The following is an 18,327-nucleotide window of genomic DNA, read 5'->3' on the forward strand; positions in this document are numbered from 1 at the left end:
TGCGCTCAATGATGAAGGGTTCACAGCTCGATACCTTTCTGCGCACGAATACCGGCCTGAAACGCGTGCTTGACCACGCCGATCTCGGAAACAGTATCGGCCAGGTCGATCAATTCGGCTTTGGCACCGCGGCCAGTCACCAATACGTGCTGCATCGGCGGACGTGCCTGCAGATCGCTCAGCACCTGTTCGAGGTCGAGGTAGCCATGTTTGAGGGCGATATTCAGTTCGTCGAGCACCACCAGACCAATGGCCGGATCGCGAAGCATTTCCTGAGACACGGCCCAGGCGGCCTCAGCGGCGGCGATGTCACGCTGGCGATCCTGGGTTTCCCAGGTGAAGCCCTCGCCCATCACGTGATAGCGCACCTGCTCGGGGAAACGGCGGAAAAACATTTCTTCGCCCGTGCTGTTGCGGCCCTTGATGAACTGCACCACGCCACACTGCATGTCGTGGCCCATGGCCCGGGCGAGCATACCGAACGCCGAGCTGCTCTTGCCCTTGCCATTGCCGGTCAACACCAGCAGCAGGCCGCACTCGTTGGGCGAGCTGGCAATACGCTGGTCCATGAAGGCTTTCTTGCGCTGCATGCGCGCCAGATGGCGTTCGTCGCGTTCGGGGGATTCGTTCATCTGGGCTCTCCGCTCGGGGCAGGCGACAACAGACGGAAGGACAGCACTGGACAGCACGGCAACGCCCTGCACAGAACATCACCCTCCGTGATGTCATTGAGTGATTCAGGCCGGTCTCCGGGCTCATGAGCGGGTCACCCCGGCTGCGCGCCTTCCCATGTCGAAACACAGTGGCGTCAGGCACAGCCTTGACTCATTTACCGTTGCGGGGGCAGCGCCGGGATCGGATCTGTCGACCCACACCGGCTTCCCTGTTTCACTCTGCCAATCGAGGATTGCAGAGCACCTGAAACAAACCGCGAAGGGTAGAGGGTTGGACCGGGAGCGTCAATCGACACCGTCGCTGCGGAACGTGATTGAACCTAGCGGGTTGGCGGCGCCTCTATCAGTTACTGGACCACGCCCTTGTTAATGGAGATCGACAATGTTCAAACTCAGACCCCACTACGCAGTGTTGCTGCTGGTCGCCGGCGGCCTCGCTGCCTGCGGCGAGTCGTCGAGCCTGCAAGTCTCGGATGGAACAGGCCCCTCGCCCAAGCTGCCGGAGCCCAACAAGACGCTGATTCCGACCGTCAACATCGCCCCTGCCGTAGGCTGGGAAAAAGGCGCCAGGCCGGTCGCCGCGCCGGGCACACAAGTGGCTGCGTTCGCCGAGAACCTCGACCACCCGCGCTGGCTGTATGTGTTGCCCAACGGTGACGTGCTGGTAGCAGAAACCAATTCCCCCGCCAAACCGGATGATTCCAAAGGCATTCGCGGCTGGGTGATGGAAAAAGTCATGGGCCGCGCCGGTGCCGGTGTGCCCAGCGCCAACCGCATCACCTTGCTGCGTGACGTGGACAAGGACGGTGTGGCAGAGACCCGCACGGTTTTCCTGCAAAACCTCAATTCGCCGTTCGGCATGACCCTGGTGGGCAACAAGCTGTATGTCGCCGACACTGACCGCCTGATCAGCTTCCCGTATGAATCCGGGCAGACCTCGATCAGCGCGCAAGCGACCAAAGTGGTCGACCTGCCGGGCGGTACGCTCAATCACCACTGGACCAAGAACGTCATCGCCAGCAAGGATGGCAGCAAGCTGTACGTGACCGTGGGCTCCAACAGTAACGTGGCCGAGAACGGCATGGACAAGGAAGAAGGTCGTGCGGCGATCTGGGAAGTGGACGCGGCCACCGGCAACCACCGGATCTTCGCGTCCGGCCTGCGCAACCCCAACGGCATGGATTGGGAACCGAAGACCGGCAAGCTGTGGACGGCGGTCAACGAGCGCGACGAGATCGGCAGCGATCTGGTGCCTGACTACGTGACCTCGGTGCAGGACGGCGCATTCTACGGCTGGCCTTACAGCTATTACGGCCAGCACGTCGACGAGCGCGTCAAGCCGCAGAACCCGGCACTGGTCGCCAAGGCGATTGCCCCGGATTACGCAGTCGGTCCGCACACCGCTTCGCTGGGCTTGGTGTTCGCCGACGGCAAGACACTGGCTGCGCCGTTCAACGAGGGCCTGTTCATCGGCCAGCACGGCTCCTGGAACCGCAAACCGCACAGCGGCTACAAGGTGGTGTTCATTCCATTCAGCGGCGGCAAACCCAACGGCACACCGGTCGATGTGTTGACCGGCTTCCTCAACAAGGATGAAAAAGCCATGGGTCGCCCGGTTGGCGTGGTCAATGACCAGCGCGGCGGATTGCTGGTGGCCGACGATGTCGGCAACAAGATCTGGCGCGTGACATCCGCCAAGGCTGCTCAGTAACGCCGAGCGTAGAGGTTTGACGCAGAGCGTCGCACGATAGTTGAGATCATCGCTCCCTACGCTCCAGCACTCGGCGTTACACACAAGTCCTGGAGAGCCCGGAATACGTGCCTTTCAGGGTTCTGCCCGAAGGGCGTAGGAGCGAACTTGTTCGCGAAGGCGGTGTTTCAGAAGATGCATTTTCGGCGATCATACCGGCCCTTTCGCGAACAAGTTCGCTCCTACGGCCTACGGCCAGAATCTAAAGTAACGTTGAGCGCTCCGCGTGGGCGTGGGCATGCAGTTCTGGACGCTCTTGAGTGCGCGCAGAGCAATCAGCGCGAAGCGCTTAAGGCCGATTCTGCGCCAGGCTGGACGGCTGAATCACGCGTTTGGCGTTGAGATAGGCTCTCTGCCAGTAAGGCTTGTCGAGGCTGTCGAGCTTGACCGTGCCGCCGGTGGCCGGCGCATGCACGAAGCGGCCTTCGCCGACATAGATCCCGGCGTGGGACACCTGAGAACCGCCCGATGTGGCGAAGAACACCAGATCACCTGACTGCAATTGCTCGCGACGAATATTCGGTGCGCCCATCACGATCATCTCGCGTGTGGAACGCGGCAGGGAAATGCCCGCCGCATCACGATAGACATAGCCTATAAGACCGCTGCAATCGAAACCGGAGTCAGGCGTGTTGCCGCCCCAGCGATAAGGCGTGCCAACCAGCCCCAACGCACGAAACAGCACGTCTTCGGCAGCCGGAGAAAGAATCTGGGGAGGTGCAGTGACCACCGGACGCTGAACGATCCGGGGCGCTTTGGGCGGAGGCGGCGCGCTGGCGCAGGCACCGAGCAACGCAGCAACAGAGATGACTAACAGGCGCAACGCAATCGACATAACCACAACAACCTATCCGGATGCGGCTTACGCTGCCGAGAAGCTCAAAAACGCAGAAAGACCCGAAGGTCTTGTACTGCGCGTTCTATTTATTTACGCCGCTTGGGCGCGGTCTTGACTGTAGTCGAAGTCATCGCCGTTGTCTGCGTGACTTCAGGTGTCGATTTTACTGCAACAGTACCTGGGGCCATCGCCAGAGGCCGCTTGGCCTCGATGAAGGTCTTGCTCCAGTAGGCGTCATCGAGGCTGTCGATGCGCACACCGCCGCTGCGGCGACTGCTGGAGTGGATGAACTGCCGATTACCGGCGTAGATCGCTGCGTGACTGACCTGACCGCGACCGCGAGTACTGAAGAACAGCACATCGCCCGGCTGAAGCTTGTTGCGCGCCACCAGAGGTGCGTTGACGTTGATCATTTCACGCGTGGAACGTGGCAGGCTCATGCCGGCCTCTTCGCGAAACAGATAACCGATGAAGCCGCTGCAATCGAACCCCGAAGAAGTCGACGTGCCGCCGAACTTGTAGCGGGTGCCGATCAGCGACTTGCCACGCTCCAGGATGCTGTCGGCCAGGGCCGGCAGTTGGTAAGACTTGTTATCAGCGAACTGGGACAGTTCGTCTTCGGTAGCGAGCTCGTCCTGCAGGACTGCCGCGTCGGCGCGACGGGCTGCGGACTGGGCATTGGCATTGATTGCGCTCTGATAGCGTGGAACCGGCTGGGCCTGTTCCTGCTGTGCGACCGGCATATTGGCCGAGCAACCGAAGAGAAATGTAACGAGTGCGAGAGGCACGAGGGGTGCGAAGCGAACAACTTGCATGGGCACAACCGTGGCTGACTAGTTAAGATGGCGAGACTATGCCTTTTATGAAGGTGATTTGCAAATTCAATCGAACTAGATGTGACTTATGAGTTCTGCCATGACATGTGCCGCGCGGTACGGCAAAAAGACGTCCATCTGCGCGCTGTGATCCGTCGGCTGCGGATTGATTTCTGCGGTAAAACCCCCGGAAACTCTGGTGCGAATGACCGGTTCGTGAATGTAGGGGAAGCTTGCGGTGGTGCCGATACTCAACACTGCGTCATAGCCTTTAGCCAGCTGTTCATGCAGTGTTTCCAGCGCTTTTTCGGGAAGCATTTCCTGAAAAAGAACGACGGACGGTCGCAAAATGCCACTACATGCCGGGCATAAGGGGGGCAAAGGACGCTGCAAGTGCTCACTCAATTGCGAATCCTCAGCACCGCAGGATTGGCAAAACAGTGGCGAGAGTTGCCCGTGAATTTCGATCAGGCGCTCCGGCGGACTGCCTGCCGCGCGATGGTAACCGTCGACGTTCTGGGTCAGTACCCAGCACTCGGGTTTGATGCGCTGCAACTGGGCGATGGCGTAATGCGCGACATTCGGCTCGCCACCCAGGCACGCCTTGCCCAGTTCGGCGATGTATTTCCAGCACAGCTCAGGATCACGACGCAGCATGGGCCCGGACAGGGCCATTTCGATAGGCAGGCCATCGTCGGTCTTGCCATTGTAGAGCCCGCCTACACCTCGATAGGTCGGCAGCCCCGAATCGGCAGACAGCCCCGCCCCGGTGATCACCAGAATCCGTTTTGCATGGCGCAAGGCAGCCGCCGTCTGCATCAACAGCGCCTGATCTACCACCCGAGGGTCTCTTTAAGGAAGGGAATGGTCAGCTTGCGCTTTTCCTGGAGTGACGCCTGATCGAGGCGCTCGAGCAATTCGAACAACGCGCTCATGCTGCGTGTACCACGCGTCAGGATGAAATGCCCGACATCGTCGGTCAGGTGCAGGCCGCGCCGTGAAGCACGCAGTTGCAGGGCACGCAGCTTGTCCTCGTCGGACAGCCCGCGCATCTGGAACACCAGCGCCATGGTCAGGCGCGATTTCAGGTCGGGAAGCTTTACCGGCAGTTCGCGGGGCGATTTGGACGCGGCAATCAGCAGACGACGGCCGCTGTCACGCAGGCGATTGAACAGATGAAACAGCGCTTCTTCCCAGTCCGGCTTGCCGACGATCGCCTGCAGGTCGTCCAGACACACCAGTTCGTACTGCTCCAGATGATCGAACAGCTCGATGCCTTCATCTATGACTTCGGCCAGCGGAAGATACACCGCTGGCTCGCCCAACTGTTCGAAACGCAGGCAGGCAGCCTGCAGCAGGTGCGTGCGCCCTACCCCGTCCTTGCCCCACAGATAGATGAGGCTTTCGGTCCAGCCAGCGTCGGCTTCGCACAGCCGCTCGACATAGCCGAGTGCAGCGGCGTTGGCGCCTGGATAGTAATTGACGAAAGTGGCGTCATCACGCAGACGCACACTCAGGGGCAGCTGAATCGGTTTCATGCTGACTAACGGCTCATGCAAACCGTCAAGGGCCTCTGTGTAAAGAGCGCAAAGTTTATACCCGTGACGCTGGTCGCACAATGCGACAGACCTCAAGCAAAATCAAAGGTTTGCGTCAGGGTGAGTGAAGCGCCGCCCAGTACGGGGCGTTTGAAGGGGCGCATACCCTCAAGGCATGAGCCTCTTCACCGGGCGGCGAAGAGGCTTGCGTCGACCTTACAGCTCCGGATCTTCCGCGCCTGCGTAGATTTCCGAGTCCTTGTACAGATCATGCATGTGCCGCACCAGCACCATGATCACCGCGGCCACCGGCAGGGCCAGCAGAATGCCGGTAAAACCGAACAGCTCGCCACCCGCCAGAATCGCGAAGATGACCGCGACCGGGTGCAGGCCGATGCGATCACCGACCAGCAACGGCGTCAGCACCATCCCTTCGAGGGCCTGACCGATCATGAACACCGCCACGATCCCCATCATCGGGTACAGGTCACCGCCAAACTGGAACAGCCCGGCCACCAGCGCCGAACCGATACCGATCACGAACCCCATATAAGGCACGATGGCCGCCAGACCGGCAATCACGCCGATCAGCAGGCCCAGCTCCAGCCCGACCAGCATCAGACCGGCCGCGTAGATCACGCCAAGGCCGACCATCACCAGCAACTGACCGCGTATGAACGCGCCGAGCACTTCGTGGCACTCGCCCGCCAGCTTGACGATCTGAGCTTCACGCTGACGCGGCAGCAGGCCGCGGATCTTGCCGGTCATGATGTCCCAGTCACGCAGCAGGTAGAAACACACCACGGGAATCAGTACCAGGTTGGTCAGCCAGCCGATCAGCGCCAGGCTGGAAGCCGTCGCCTGGGACAGCACGATAGAGACGATGTCCCCGGCCTGGCCCATATGCTCGGAGATGGCGGCCTTGATCTTGTCGAACTTCCAGAACCCGTCTGCCAGCCCGAACTTGGCCTGGACCCATGGCAACGCCGCGTGTTGCAGCCAGTCGAGAATCTGCGGCGCCAGCTCGTAGAGCCGGAACAACTGCTTGGCCAGCATCGGCACCAGAATCAGCAGTAACGCCATCAGCACCAGCGTGAACAGCCCGAACACGACTACGACGCTCAGGGTTCTGGACAGTCCGGCGCGCTCCAGGCGATCCACCAGCGGATCGCCCATATAGGCCAGTAGCAGCGCCACCAGAAAAGGAGTGAGGATCGGGTGCAACAGCACCACGAATGCGACCAGCAAGGCCAGGCCGCCGATCCAGAACCAACGCCGCATATCAGTCATCAACATCCCTCAAGCCAATGGAAAAGCGTTCTTGCCGGGTTACCAGCGGAAATAAAGTTGTGGCGCGGACGCCGGAACAATCATCGGTGCGGGCGCAGGTGCCGGAACAGCAGCGGCTCCATTGGCTGGCGCAACCGGCGCAGTCGCATCGACAGGCGCAGCAGGCGGCGTTGCGGTAGCGGCTGCTTCGGCTGCAGGCACTTCCTGCAGCTTGGCCAGCGACAACTGCGAGCGTAGCTGATCAGTGCTGCCACTGACCTCAAACACCACTTTATCGCCTTCGACAGAACTCAGACGCACGCCGAACGGTTCGAGTAACTGAAGCAGTTGCGCATAGCGCTCCAGCGTCATGCCCTGAACCTGGATCAGCATGCCGGTCGACGCTCCCGGCTTGGCAACGAAGCGCGGCGCCAGACGCTCGCTTACCGACAGCAGCACAGCATCGGCCAGCGCCTCGGAGCTGGCGCCGGTCGCGCTGCCCTGTTCACGCTGATCACCCAGCCACAAGCGCCATTTGCCCTGCCACTGACCGCCATCTTCCTTAGCATGCACAGCCAGTATCGCGTCGGCGCCATAGCGCTCGGAGGCTTCCTTGAGCGGTGCAGGATCAGTGCCCTCCAGGGTCTTCGCATTACCGATGCCCTGCTCGCTCAAATCAGCCAGCGGCAGACGCAGCGGCAGTCCGCGGTGCTGAGCGGCCTGGCGCAAGGGTTCGGCGGCGGCCTGACCGTCGCCGACCAGATTCGAGCCTTCCACCGAATCATTCAGCCACCAGCCGAGAATCGACGGACGATTGCTGCCCCAGATCGACAGACCCGCATCGCGCAACGCGCGTTCGGTGGTTGCCGGATCGAAGTCGACCAGCAGGGTCTCCGGCGGTCCGGCCTCGTAACCGTACTGGCTGATGATCTGCTGCGGGTCCTTGCGCAGCGCGGCGATGGCCGAACCCTGCACGGCCTTGGCGTCGCCGGTCAGGCGCAGCACCAGGGTGTCGACGGCGGCCTGCGTGGCCCGCGTGCGCTCATCGGGCGACTGGCCATTGACCGGTTCGCGGACCTGATAAAGGTTGCTGACCGTCTCGGCAAGGCTGGGAAGGCTGATCAGGGACAGACAGCCGATTAGAAGAATTCTGGAAAAACGCATGGACAGTTCCCGAACGGAAAAAAGTGAAAAGAAGCTGTTTCAGCAGGTATGCAAGTCTGGGACAGACGTGAGCCCACCCATCATTCAGTTCGCGCATAAAGTACACCTTAAACGTCCAGGCTCGCACTCACAGGCCGCCGGGTTGAGTTTATTTGGTGCAACACCGCCCTGTTGTCGGCGCAAGGATGGCCCCTGATGAGCAAGCCTGATAAAATCGCGCGCCTTCGCAGACCGGCAATCGCCATGGCCCCAACATTACCACCGCATGACAGCGCGGTGCTGAACGGGCCCTAACGCAGCGGTCGATACCTCCGAATCCCCCCTAAAGGCCTGGATTTTCTATGAGCAAGCAACCCTCCCTGAGCTATAAAGACGCCGGTGTAGACATCGACGCCGGTGAAGCATTGGTCGAACGCATCAAGAGCGTCGCCAAGCGCACCAAGCGTCCGGAAGTCATGGGCGGCCTGGGAGGCTTCGGCGCCCTCTGCGAAATCCCGGCCGGCTACAAGCAACCGGTTCTGGTTTCCGGCACTGACGGCGTGGGTACCAAGCTGCGTCTGGCGCTGAACCTGAACAAGCACGACACCATCGGCATCGATCTGGTCGCCATGTGCGTCAATGACCTGGTGGTCTGTGGTGCAGAACCGCTGTTCTTCCTCGATTACTACGCCACCGGCAAGCTCAACGTCGACACCGCCGCTCAGGTCGTCACCGGCATCGGCGCCGGCTGCGAACTGGCCGGTTGCTCGCTGGTGGGTGGTGAAACCGCTGAAATGCCGGGCATGTACGAAGGCGAAGACTACGACCTGGCAGGCTTCTGCGTCGGCGTGGTGGAAAAGGCCGAGATCATCGACGGCTCGAAAGTCGCTGCCGGTGACGCCCTGCTCGCCCTGCCATCGTCCGGCCCGCACTCCAACGGCTACTCGCTGATCCGCAAGATCATCGAGGTGGCAGGTGCCGATATCGAAAACATCCAGCTGGACGGCAAACCGCTGACCGAACTGCTGATGGCACCGACCCGCATCTACGTGAAGCCGCTGCTCAAGCTGATCAAGGAAACCGGCGCGGTCAAGGCCATGGCCCACATCACCGGTGGCGGCCTGCTCGACAACATCCCACGCGTACTGCCGCAAGGCGCTCAGGCTGTGGTCGACGTCGCCAGCTGGCAGCGTCCGGCTGTGTTCGACTGGCTGCAGCAGCAAGGCAACGTTGCGGAAAACGAGATGCACCGCGTGCTGAACTGCGGCGTGGGCATGGTCATCTGCGTCGCTCAGGAGCACGTCGAAGCGGCCCTGAAAGTACTGCGTGACGCAGGCGAGCAGCCTTGGGTGATCGGCCAGATCGCCAGCGCTGCCGAAGGCGCCGCACAAGTAGAGCTGAAAAACCTCAAGGCGCATTGATGCCAGCCATCTGCGAAGTCGTGGTGCTGCTGTCCGGCACCGGCGGCAACCTGCAAGCGATGATCGACAGCTTCAAGGACGGGGCCAGCCCCGTCCGCATCCGCGCGGTGATATCCAACCGCGCAGATGCGTTCGGCCTGCAACGCGCCCGGGACGCAGGCATCGAAACCTGCGTACTGGATCACACCGCGTACGACGGCCGTGAGGCCTTCGATGCAGCGCTGATCGAACGGATCGACGCCTTTCAGCCACAGTTGGTGGTACTGGCCGGGTTCATGCGCATTCTCAGCGCGGGGTTCGTTCGCCACTATCATGGCCGTCTGCTGAATATCCACCCTTCCCTGCTGCCGCGTTACAAAGGCTTGCACACGCACAAGCGTGCGCTGGAGGCCGGCGACGCCGAGCATGGCTGCAGCGTGCATTTCGTTACCGAGGAACTCGATGGCGGCCCACTGGTCGTACAGGCAGTTATTTCGGTACAGTTGCACGACACGCCCGCAACGCTCGCGCAACGGGTCCATGTTCAAGAGCACCGTATTTACCCACTGGCCATTCGCTGGTTTGCCGAAGGCCGACTGAGCCTTGGTGAACAAGGTGCGTTACTCGATAGCCAGTTACTCCCGGCCAGCGGCCATCTGATTCGACATTAGGAGATACTATGCGTCGCGCTCTGCTCTTCGCTTTCGCTCTGCTCGCATTGCCTGCCGTACAGGCCGCAGACCTTCAACCCTTCTCCGCCAGCTACACCGCCGACTGGAAACAACTGCCCATGAGCGGCACGGCTGAACGCAGCCTGGAAGCCGGCGCCAATGGCACCTGGACCCTGAGCTTCAAGGCCTCGATGATGATCGCCAGCCTGACTGAAGTCAGCACGCTGAAGGTCGACAAGGACACCCTGCTGCCGCAGACCTACAACTTCGAGCGCAGCGGCCTGGGCAAATCCAAGAAGGTCGATCTGGCGTTCGACTGGAACACCAAGTTCGTCACCGGCACCGACCGTGGCGATGCGATCAAGCTGCCGCTCAACCGTGGCATCCTCGACAAGTCCACCTACCAGCTGGCGTTGCAACATGACATCGCTGAGGGCAAGAAGAGCATGAGCTATCAGGTTGTCGACGGTGATGAAGTGGACACCTACGACTTCCGCGTGCTGGGATCGGAAAAAGTCACCACCAAGACGGGCCAGGTCGATGCGATCAAGGTCGAGCGCGTACGTGACCCGACGCAAAGCAAGCGCACCACCGTGCTGTGGTTCGCCAAGGATTGGGATTACCTGCTGGTCCGCCTGCAACAGGTCGAAACCGACGGCAAGGAATACAACATCGTCTTGCTGGACGGCACCGTCAACGGCAAGGCCGTCAAAGGCAGCTGATTGCCCTGACCGCCCGCACCACAGAGCCCCGCTTTTCAGCGGGGCTTTTTATTGGCTGAAGGCATGCGACGCACGATAGTTACGATCATCGTTCCTCACGCTCCAGCGTGGGAATGCAGGCCTCGACGCTCTGCGTCGTCAATGAGGACGCGGAGCGTCCAGAAAGGCATGCGACGCGGAGCGTCGCACGATAGTTGAGGTTATCGTTCCGCACGCTCCAGCGTGGGAATGCAGGTCTCGACGCTCTGCGTCGTCAATGAGGACGCGGAGCGTCCAGAAAGGCATGCGACGCGGAGCACCGCACGATAGTTGCGATGATCGTTCCTCACGCTCCAGCGTGGGAATGCAGGTCTCGACGCTCTGCGTCGTCAAGAGGACGCGGAGCGTCCGGAAAGGCATGAGATGCAGAGCGCCGCACGATAGTTGCGATGATCGTTCCGCAAGCTCCAGCGTGGGAATGCAGTTCTCGACGCTCTGCGTCGTCACGAGGACGCGGAGCGTCTGGAACGGCGTTTTCACGTGCGTTCGGACGGCCTCGAAGCACATGAAACATCCTTCATTTTGCCTCCACCGCGCTGTAAGCCTCGCCATGCAAGGGCTGCAGAAGATCGATCAGTTTCTGACCACTGGGGAACCTGAACAGGCTATTTACTTAGGCAGCTAACAAATCCTATAAAAGAGTCCTGCGACACATCGCCGCAGTATCCAGAGGCCTGACCATCAAGGCCATCAAAGTCAGGAGCTTACTACTATGACTGTCAGAGTTACTGAACGCGACGACGCCCACCTCTCTCACGAAGCCGTTGCCGACGGCATCCAGATCTGGGATGTGCACCAACAGGACCAACTGGTAGGCATGTTCCACGTTGAGTCCGATGCCCTTCGCTATAAGGAAGAGCTGGAAGCGCTGGAAAGCCAGGGCAACCACTGAACAATTCTCAGAACAGGAAAAGACAAAACCCGCTGAATGCGGGTTTTGTTTTGACAACGCAATGACCGCGCCGCGGGCTTACCACATCAGATCGTCAGGCACCTGATACGCCGCGTATGGGTCGTCTGCATCCGGCGCTTCGGTCGGAGTGTTGAGCAGCACGATACGACGCGGGTCACGCTCCTGGATCTTCAGCGCAGCCTCACGCGGAATGATCTCGTAACCGCCGCCGTGGTGAACGATGGCCAGTGAACCGCTGCTGAGCTTGTTGCGCACCATGGCGTTGACCGGGATGCGCTTGACCTTCTTGTCGTCAACGAAGTTGTAGTAATCCTCGGTGATCAGCTTGGGCAGGCGCGACACTTCGATCAGTTGCTTGACCTGAGCGGTACGGGCTTTCTGCTCGACCTTCTCCTGCTGCTGACGGTTCAGCTCCTGGTCACGCCTGGCCTTCTCGGCCATGGCCTCCTGGGCCGCACGCTTTTGCGAGTCATCGGCCTGAGCCTGACCCTTGTGCACCAGACGCTGCTCTTTCTGCTTTTCTTTGCCGACCTGCTTGGCCTGCTTTTGGTTGACCAGACCTGCCTTGAGCAACTGATCGCGAAGGGAAAGGCTCATTGTCTACTCACTTATACCGTTACCGCACACTCAGCCGCAGCCGGGTGTGCTCTTTTCCTGACGTTTGGCTTCGCCCCACAACGCGTCCATTTCTTCGAGCGAGCACGCTTCGATAGGACGCTGCAGGTGACGCAAAGCCTGTTCAATGAATCGGAAGCGTCTGTCGAATTTGCTATTGGCCGAGCGTAGCGCAGTTTCCGGGTCGACCTTGAGGTGTCGGGCCAGGTTGACGACGCTGAACAGCAGGTCGCCGACTTCCTCGGCGATGCCCTCGGCGTCATTGTCGACCATGGCCTCGAGAATTTCATCGAGTTCTTCACGCACCTTGTCGACCACCGGCAAGGCCGCAGGCCAATCGAAACCCACTTGCGCTGCACGCTTCTGCAGTTTGGCCGCACGACTCAACGCGGGCAAGGCCCGGGGCACGTCGTCGAGCAGCGACAACTGCTCGGGCACACCGGCCTTTTCGGCACGCTCCTCGGCCTTGATTTCGTCCCAACGACGATTGACCTGCTCGTCGGTCAGGCGCGGCGTTTCTGCCGGCGCGTACAGCTCGCCGGTCGGAAACACGTGCGGATGGCGACGCAGCAACTTGCGGGTAATACCGTCGATCACATCGTCGAATTCAAACCGGCCTTCCTCTTTGGCCAACTGCGCATAGAAGACCACCTGAAACAGCAGGTCTCCCAGCTCGCCCTTCAGATGGTCGAGGTCGCCCTGTTCGATGGCATCGGCCACTTCATAGGCTTCTTCCAGCGTATGCGGCACGATGCTGGCGTAGGTCTGCTTCAGGTCCCACGGGCAGCCGGACTGCGGATCACGCAGCCGGGCCATGAGGTGCAGCAGGTCTTGAACTGTGTACATAGGCTTCCTTCGGTCGCAGCGGTTTAGCTTCAAGCTTCAAGCTAGAAGCCACCGCAATCTGCTTTAGCTTTAGCTTTAGCTTTAGCTTTAGCTTTAGCTTTAGCTTTAGCTTTAGCTTTAGCTTTAGCTTTAGCTTTAGCTTTAGCTTTAGCTTGCAGCTTGCAGCTTGCAGCTTATAGCTTATAGCTGCCCCTAGGGCGTCCTGTTCCTGCGCGTTTCAATGATGTTCGGCAACTGGGAAATGCGCCCCAGCAACCGCCCCAGCGCGTCCAGACCCGGAATCTCGATGGTCAGGGACATCAGCGCTGTGTTGTCTTCCTTGTTCGAGCGGGTATTGACCGCCAGCACGTTGATCCGCTCGTTGAGCAGCACCTGGGTGACGTCCCGGAGCAAGCCGGAACGGTCGTAGGCACGGATGATGATGTCCACCGGATAGGTGAGTACCGGCACCGGCCCCCAACTGACCTGAATGATCCGCTCGGGCTCGCGACCGCCCAGTTGCAGCACCGAAGCGCAATCCTGACGGTGAATGCTGACGCCACGACCCTGAGTGATATAACCGACGATCGCATCGCCCGGCAGCGGCTGGCAGCAGCCGGCCATCTGCGTCATCAGGTTGCCGACGCCCTGAATCTGAATATCGCCACGCTTGCCGGGCTTGTAGCCGGTGGCCTTGCGCGGGATCAGCTCCAGCTGTTCATTGACGCGATCAGGCTCAACCTGCTGCTGAGCCAGGTTGACCAGTTGCGCCAGACGCAGATCACCCGCACCCAATGCCGCAAACATGTCGTCGGCGGTCTTGTGATTGGCCTTGTCCGCCAGCTTGTCGAAATCGACCTGCGGCAACGCCAGGCGCGCCAGTTCGCGTTCGATCAGGGTTCTGCCGGCGGCGACGTTCTGGTCGCGAGCCTGCAACTTGAACCAGTGAACGATCTTGGCCCGCGCGCGCGAGGTGGTGATGTAGCCCAGGTTCGAGTTCAGCCAGTCGCGGCTCGGCGTACCGTGCTTGCTGGTGATGATCTCGACCTGCTCGCCGGTCTGCAGGCTGTAGTTGAGCGGTACGATGCGGCCATTGATCTTCGCACCCCGGCAGTTATGGCCGATTTCGGTGTGCACCCGATAGGCGAAGTCCAGCGGTGTCGCGCCCTTGGGCAGGTCGATGGCGTGGCCGTCCGGGGTGAAGACGTAGACGCGGTCAGGCTCGATATCAACCCGCAGCTGATCGGCCAGACCGCCGATGTCGCCCAGCTCTTCATGCCATTCGAGCACCTGACGCAGCCAGGAAATCTTCTCTTCGTAATGATTGGAGCCGGATTTGACGTCGGTGCCTTTATAGCGCCAGTGCGCACAAACGCCCAGCTCGGCCTCTTCATGCATGGCGTGGGTGCGGATCTGTACTTCCAGCACCTTGCCTTCCGGCCCGATCACCGCGGTGTGCAGCGAGCGATAGCCGTTTTCCTTGGGGTTGGCGATGTAATCGTCGAATTCTTTGGGAATATGCCGCCACAAGGTGTGCACGATACCCAGCGCGGTGTAGCAGTCGCGCATTTCCGGGACCAGCACACGCAACGCACGCACGTCATAGATCTGGCTGAACGCCAGGCCCTTGCGCTGCATTTTGCGCCAGATGGAGTAGATATGCTTGGCACGGCCGCTGATGTCAGCGGTCACGCCGGTGGCCTGCAGCTCGTTATCGAGTTGAGACATGACGTCGCTGATGAAGCGCTCGCGGTCCAGCCTGCGTTCATGCAGCAGCTTGGCGATCTGCTTGTATTGATCGGGCTCCAGGTAGCGGAAGGACAGGTCCTCCAGCTCCCACTTGATATGCCCGATACCCAGGCGGTGGGCCAGTGGCGCATAGATGTCGAAGACTTCGCGAGCCACACGGTTGCGTTTTTCGTCGTCGGCATTCTTCACCGCACGAATCGCGCAGGTACGTTCGGCCAGCTTGATCAGCGCAACGCGAACGTCGTCGACCATCGCCACCAGCATCTTGCGCAGGTTTTCCACCTGCGCCTGACTGCCGAGCACCAATGACTGACGAGGGCTGAGACTGGCGCTGATCGCGGCCATGCGCAGCACGCCGTCGATGAGTTTGGCGACCGTTGCGCCAAAGCGCTGCTCGACGTCCGGCAGCGCAATGAGACCTTCACGCACGCCACGGTAAATGACCGCAGCGACCAGCGAATCCTGATCCAGCTTGAGGTCAGCCAGGATCTCCGCGATTTCCAGACCGGTCTGGAAACTGGAGGTGCCCTCTGCCCAATGATTCTTGTGAGCCTTGTCGGTCTGCTCGGCTTCCCGGGCAAATTCACAGGCCTTTTTCATGACTTCCCGGTCCAGGACCAGGTCGACGCTGACAATATGATCGAGCCACGCGTCGAGATTGATACTGCCGTCTGTGTTTATCGGCTGGTTCGCTCTCACCTGTACCATGCTGCTTACCTTCCCTACGGCGCGATGAATAGCGCCATCAGTCGCCAGCCTTCTGAGCGAATGCCACTTGCCGGGCAAGCAAGGACCGGCATTCGCGGGCCAGTCGGATTAAATGAGATTCCTTGTCAGCAACGAACTCGTTCCAGTGAACGCCGCTCACTTACTCATTTCAAATAAAGCCATCGCCTCGACATGCGCCGTCTGAGGAAACATATCGAGGATTCCGGCACGTTTTAATCGGTAGCCCTGACGGATCAGTTCGACCGCGTCACGAGCCAAAGTTGCCGGGTTGCATGAAACATAAAGCAGTCGCCGGGCCCCCGTCTTTCTGATCTGGCGGACCACTTCAAAGGCTCCGTCACGCGGTGGGTCCAAGAGTACCGCAGAAAACCCCTCTGCCGCCCAGTCGGCCTGTGTCAGCGGCTGGGAAAGATCCGCCTGAAAAAACCGCACATTGTGCAGATCATTACTCATTGCGTTGACGGCTGCACGCTCGACCATGGTCGCAACGCCTTCGACCGCCACCACGTCCCTGGCCAGCCCCGCCAGTGGCAAGGCGAAATTGCCCAGACCACAGAACAGATCCATGACACGCTCATCTTTTGCAGGCGCCAGCCATTGCAGGGCCTGCTCGATCATCGCGGTATTGACCGCCGCGTTGACCTGAATGAAATCTCCCGGTCGCCAGGCCAGTTGCAGGTTCCACGGCTCCAGCCGGTAGCCCAGCGTATCGCCGGGGCTGGCCGGTTGCGGCTCGCCTTCGCCGTGTAGCCACAGCTGCGCGTCGTGCCTGGAGCAAAACGCCTGCAACAGCGCCAGGTCGGCCTCGGCAAGCGACGCGGTGTGGCGCAACAACACGGCAGTCGCAACCCCACTGAACAGCTCGACGTGACCCAGCACCTGCGGCATGCTGAAACTTTTCAGCATGCCAGGCAACTCATTCATGATCGGTTGCAAGGCTTGTACCAGCACTGGACAGTGTTCGATGCTGACGATGTCCTGGCTGGCGGCTGCGCGGAACCCCACATCCAGCCTTTTGGCCTTGGCATCCCAGCGAACCGCGACCCGCGCGCGTCGGCGATAGGCCAGCTCGGCACCACTCAAAGGTGCCGCCCATTCATCCGGCACCACGTTCGCCACGCGCAGCAACTGCTTGGCGAGCATGCGCTGTTTCAGGGCAAGCTGTTCCTCATGGGGCACATGCTGAACACTGCAGCCGCCGCAGCGACCGAAATACTCACAGGCCGGAGCGCGACGCATGGCGCTGGCAGTGAACACCCGCTCGGTGCGCGCCTCGACGACCTTGCCGCGCGCATTAAGTACGCGCGCCTCGACCTCTTCGCCCGCCAGACTGCCGGCGACAAACCAGGTTTTACCCTCGAGAAAGGCGATACCGCGACCGTCGTCGGACAGCCGCTCAATGGTCAGCCGCTGCTTTTTACCGGCAGGAATCTGTACGGTTTTAACGCCGCCCGCAGGCTGAAAGCGCAAACCTCTTTCATGCTTGGCCATCAGTTGGGCGAATCATAGACGCCGGTCGACAGGTAACGGTCGCCTCGGTCACAGATGATCGCCACAATCACGGCGTTTTCGACTTCCCGGGAAATACGCAATGCCCCGGCGACCGAGCCACCGGACGACACGCCACAGAAGATGCCTTCTTCGCGAGCGAGGCGGCGCATGGTGTCTTCGGCTTCGCTCTGGCCCATGTCGATGATGCGGTCGACACGGTCCGACTGATAGATTTTCGGCAGGTATTCCTGCGGCCAGCGGCGAATACCGGGGATCGAAGCGCCCTCCATCGGTTGCAGACCGACGATCTGCACGTCGGGGTTCTGCTCCTTGAGGTAGCGCGAGGTGCCCATGATGGTGCCGGTGGTGCCCATCGAGCTGACGAAATGGGTCACGGTACCGCCCGTCTGCCGCCAGATTTCCGGACCGGTGGACGTGTAATGCGCCTCGGGGTTGTCGCCATTGGCAAACTGATCGAGCACCTTGCCACGGCCTTCGGCCTGCATGCGCTCGGCCAGATCACGGGCACCTTCCATGCCGTCATCCTTGCTGACCGAAATCAGCTCGGCGCCATAGGCGGTCATCGCGGCCTTGCGTTCGGCACTGGAGTTGTCCGGCATGATCAGAATCATACGGTAGCCCTTGATCGCCGCAGCCATGGCCAGCGCGATTCCGGTATTGCCGGAGGTGGCTTCGATCAGCGTGTCACCCGGATGGATCTGGCCGCGCAACTCGGCGCGGGTGATCATCGACAAGGCCGGGCGGTCTTTTACCGAGCCAGCGGGGTTGTTACCTTCGAGTTTCAACAGGAGGGTATTGCTGGTATTACCCGCCATGCGTTGCAGACGCACCAGCGGGGTGTTGCCGACGCAATCGGCAATGGTTTGATACTGCAGGGTCATGGCGTCTTCGCAATCCAGACTGCGGGGGGTGCCTATCATAACGGCAAACGGCCAAAGCCCATATCACGCAAAGTGCGCTGCTTATTCCCAAAAAGAATAACCACCGATTTTTCCGCTGCCACCCCGCCCTGCATAGAGAGTTAGGTGCCCATGCCGACGGTAAATGGCTAAACTCATCCCCTTGTGCCGATACAGCAAGGCAGCCGATGCCTGATATCGACGGACTGATACGTGTTGCCGGAGG

General features: G+C 60.6%; 17 protein-coding genes and 1 riboswitch. Of the genes, 5 read left to right on the forward strand and 12 right to left on the reverse strand.

All coding sequences use genetic code 11. From position 1 onward, the window contains the following. Nucleotides 1-20: 20 nt before the first annotated feature. Nucleotides 21-632 (reverse strand): cob(I)yrinic acid a,c-diamide adenosyltransferase, encoded by a 612-nt coding sequence (gene cobO / locus KUIN1_RS18995; RefSeq protein WP_003393737.1) that lies wholly within the window; start codon nucleotides 630-632, stop codon nucleotides 21-23. Nucleotides 633-723: 91 nt separating this feature from the next. After that, nucleotides 724-937, reverse strand: a riboswitch (cobalamin riboswitch). A 119-nt stretch (nucleotides 938-1,056) separates the two neighbouring features. Here cobO and KUIN1_RS19000 point away from each other — a divergent pair. Then, nucleotides 1,057-2,385, forward strand: coding sequence for a PQQ-dependent sugar dehydrogenase (locus KUIN1_RS19000; RefSeq protein WP_011268583.1), 1,329 nt, complete (start codon nucleotides 1,057-1,059; stop codon nucleotides 2,383-2,385). A 328-nt stretch (nucleotides 2,386-2,713) separates the two neighbouring features. Here KUIN1_RS19000 and KUIN1_RS19005 read toward each other — a convergent pair whose 3' ends face one another. From KUIN1_RS19005 to KUIN1_RS19030, 6 genes are all read right to left on the reverse strand, one after another. After that, nucleotides 2,714-3,259 (reverse strand): C40 family peptidase, encoded by a 546-nt coding sequence (locus tag KUIN1_RS19005; RefSeq protein ID WP_003369637.1) that lies wholly within the window; start codon nucleotides 3,257-3,259, stop codon nucleotides 2,714-2,716. A gap of 89 nt (nucleotides 3,260-3,348) precedes the next feature. After that, nucleotides 3,349-4,077 (reverse strand): C40 family peptidase, encoded by a 729-nt coding sequence (locus KUIN1_RS19010; protein ID WP_011268584.1) that lies wholly within the window; start codon nucleotides 4,075-4,077, stop codon nucleotides 3,349-3,351. A gap of 75 nt (nucleotides 4,078-4,152) precedes the next feature. After that, the gene (locus KUIN1_RS19015; RefSeq protein ID WP_024641811.1) at nucleotides 4,153-4,917 is read right to left on the reverse strand and encodes an NAD-dependent deacylase; all 765 of its coding nucleotides are present in this window, start codon (nucleotides 4,915-4,917) and stop codon (nucleotides 4,153-4,155) included. Then, nucleotides 4,911-5,615 (reverse strand): DnaA regulatory inactivator Hda, encoded by a 705-nt coding sequence (gene hda / locus KUIN1_RS19020; protein ID WP_003369632.1) that lies wholly within the window; start codon nucleotides 5,613-5,615, stop codon nucleotides 4,911-4,913. Before hda ends, KUIN1_RS19015 begins: the two co-directional genes overlap by 7 nt. 216 nt (nucleotides 5,616-5,831) lie before the next feature. Beyond that, entirely contained in the window at nucleotides 5,832-6,905 is a 1,074-nt protein-coding gene (locus KUIN1_RS19025; RefSeq protein WP_003404282.1) for an AI-2E family transporter, read from the reverse strand. A 39-nt stretch (nucleotides 6,906-6,944) separates the two neighbouring features. Further along, nucleotides 6,945-8,048: a DUF2066 domain-containing protein gene (locus tag KUIN1_RS19030; RefSeq protein WP_011268587.1), complete on the reverse strand. Its 1,104-nt coding sequence runs from the start codon at nucleotides 8,046-8,048 to the stop codon at nucleotides 6,945-6,947. A gap of 341 nt (nucleotides 8,049-8,389) precedes the next feature. Here KUIN1_RS19030 and purM point away from each other — a divergent pair, with 341 nt between their 5' ends. From purM to KUIN1_RS19075, 4 genes are all read left to right on the forward strand, one after another. After that, a complete protein-coding gene (gene purM, locus KUIN1_RS19040) occupies nucleotides 8,390-9,448 on the forward strand; it encodes a phosphoribosylformylglycinamidine cyclo-ligase (protein WP_011268588.1) in 1,059 nt (352 codons plus the stop codon). Next, entirely contained in the window at nucleotides 9,448-10,098 is a 651-nt protein-coding gene (gene purN, locus KUIN1_RS19045; protein WP_003404287.1) for a phosphoribosylglycinamide formyltransferase, read from the forward strand. The genes purM and purN overlap by 1 nt, the downstream gene beginning before the upstream one ends. An 8-nt stretch (nucleotides 10,099-10,106) precedes the next feature. Continuing rightward, entirely contained in the window at nucleotides 10,107-10,820 is a 714-nt protein-coding gene (locus KUIN1_RS19050; protein ID WP_003369623.1) for a DUF3108 domain-containing protein, read from the forward strand. A 751-nt stretch (nucleotides 10,821-11,571) separates the two neighbouring features. After that, complete coding sequence (locus KUIN1_RS19075; RefSeq protein ID WP_002554613.1) at nucleotides 11,572-11,751, forward strand: hypothetical protein; 180 nt, start codon at nucleotides 11,572-11,574, stop codon at nucleotides 11,749-11,751. A 78-nt stretch (nucleotides 11,752-11,829) separates the two neighbouring features. Here the strand turns inward: KUIN1_RS19075 and KUIN1_RS19080 are convergent, their stop codons facing one another. From KUIN1_RS19080 to cysM, 5 genes are all read right to left on the reverse strand, one after another. Then, nucleotides 11,830-12,369 carry a DUF2058 domain-containing protein gene (locus tag KUIN1_RS19080; protein WP_003407712.1) on the reverse strand — a complete coding sequence of 180 codons (540 nt, stop codon included), beginning with the start codon at nucleotides 12,367-12,369 and terminating at the stop codon, nucleotides 11,830-11,832. Nucleotides 12,370-12,399: 30 nt separating this feature from the next. Then, nucleotides 12,400-13,233 carry a nucleoside triphosphate pyrophosphohydrolase gene (gene mazG / locus KUIN1_RS19085; protein ID WP_003407715.1) on the reverse strand — a complete coding sequence of 278 codons (834 nt, stop codon included), beginning with the start codon at nucleotides 13,231-13,233 and terminating at the stop codon, nucleotides 12,400-12,402. Between the two features lie 192 nt (nucleotides 13,234-13,425). After that, complete coding sequence (gene relA, locus KUIN1_RS19095; protein ID WP_011268592.1) at nucleotides 13,426-15,669, reverse strand: GTP diphosphokinase; 2,244 nt, start codon at nucleotides 15,667-15,669, stop codon at nucleotides 13,426-13,428. A 156-nt stretch (nucleotides 15,670-15,825) separates the two neighbouring features. Further along, nucleotides 15,826-17,181 carry a 23S rRNA (uracil(1939)-C(5))-methyltransferase RlmD gene (rlmD, locus tag KUIN1_RS19100; protein WP_152092179.1) on the reverse strand — a complete coding sequence of 452 codons (1,356 nt, stop codon included), beginning with the start codon at nucleotides 17,179-17,181 and terminating at the stop codon, nucleotides 15,826-15,828. Beyond that, the gene (gene cysM, locus KUIN1_RS19105; RefSeq protein WP_003407727.1) at nucleotides 17,181-18,083 is read right to left on the reverse strand and encodes a cysteine synthase CysM; all 903 of its coding nucleotides are present in this window, start codon (nucleotides 18,081-18,083) and stop codon (nucleotides 17,181-17,183) included. The genes rlmD and cysM overlap by 1 nt, the downstream gene beginning before the upstream one ends. Between the last annotated feature and the right edge of the window lie 244 nt (nucleotides 18,084-18,327).

Source organism: Pseudomonas sp. KUIN-1 (genome assembly GCF_009176725.1).
Taxonomy (GTDB): domain Bacteria; phylum Pseudomonadota; class Gammaproteobacteria; order Pseudomonadales; family Pseudomonadaceae; genus Aquipseudomonas; species Aquipseudomonas fragariae.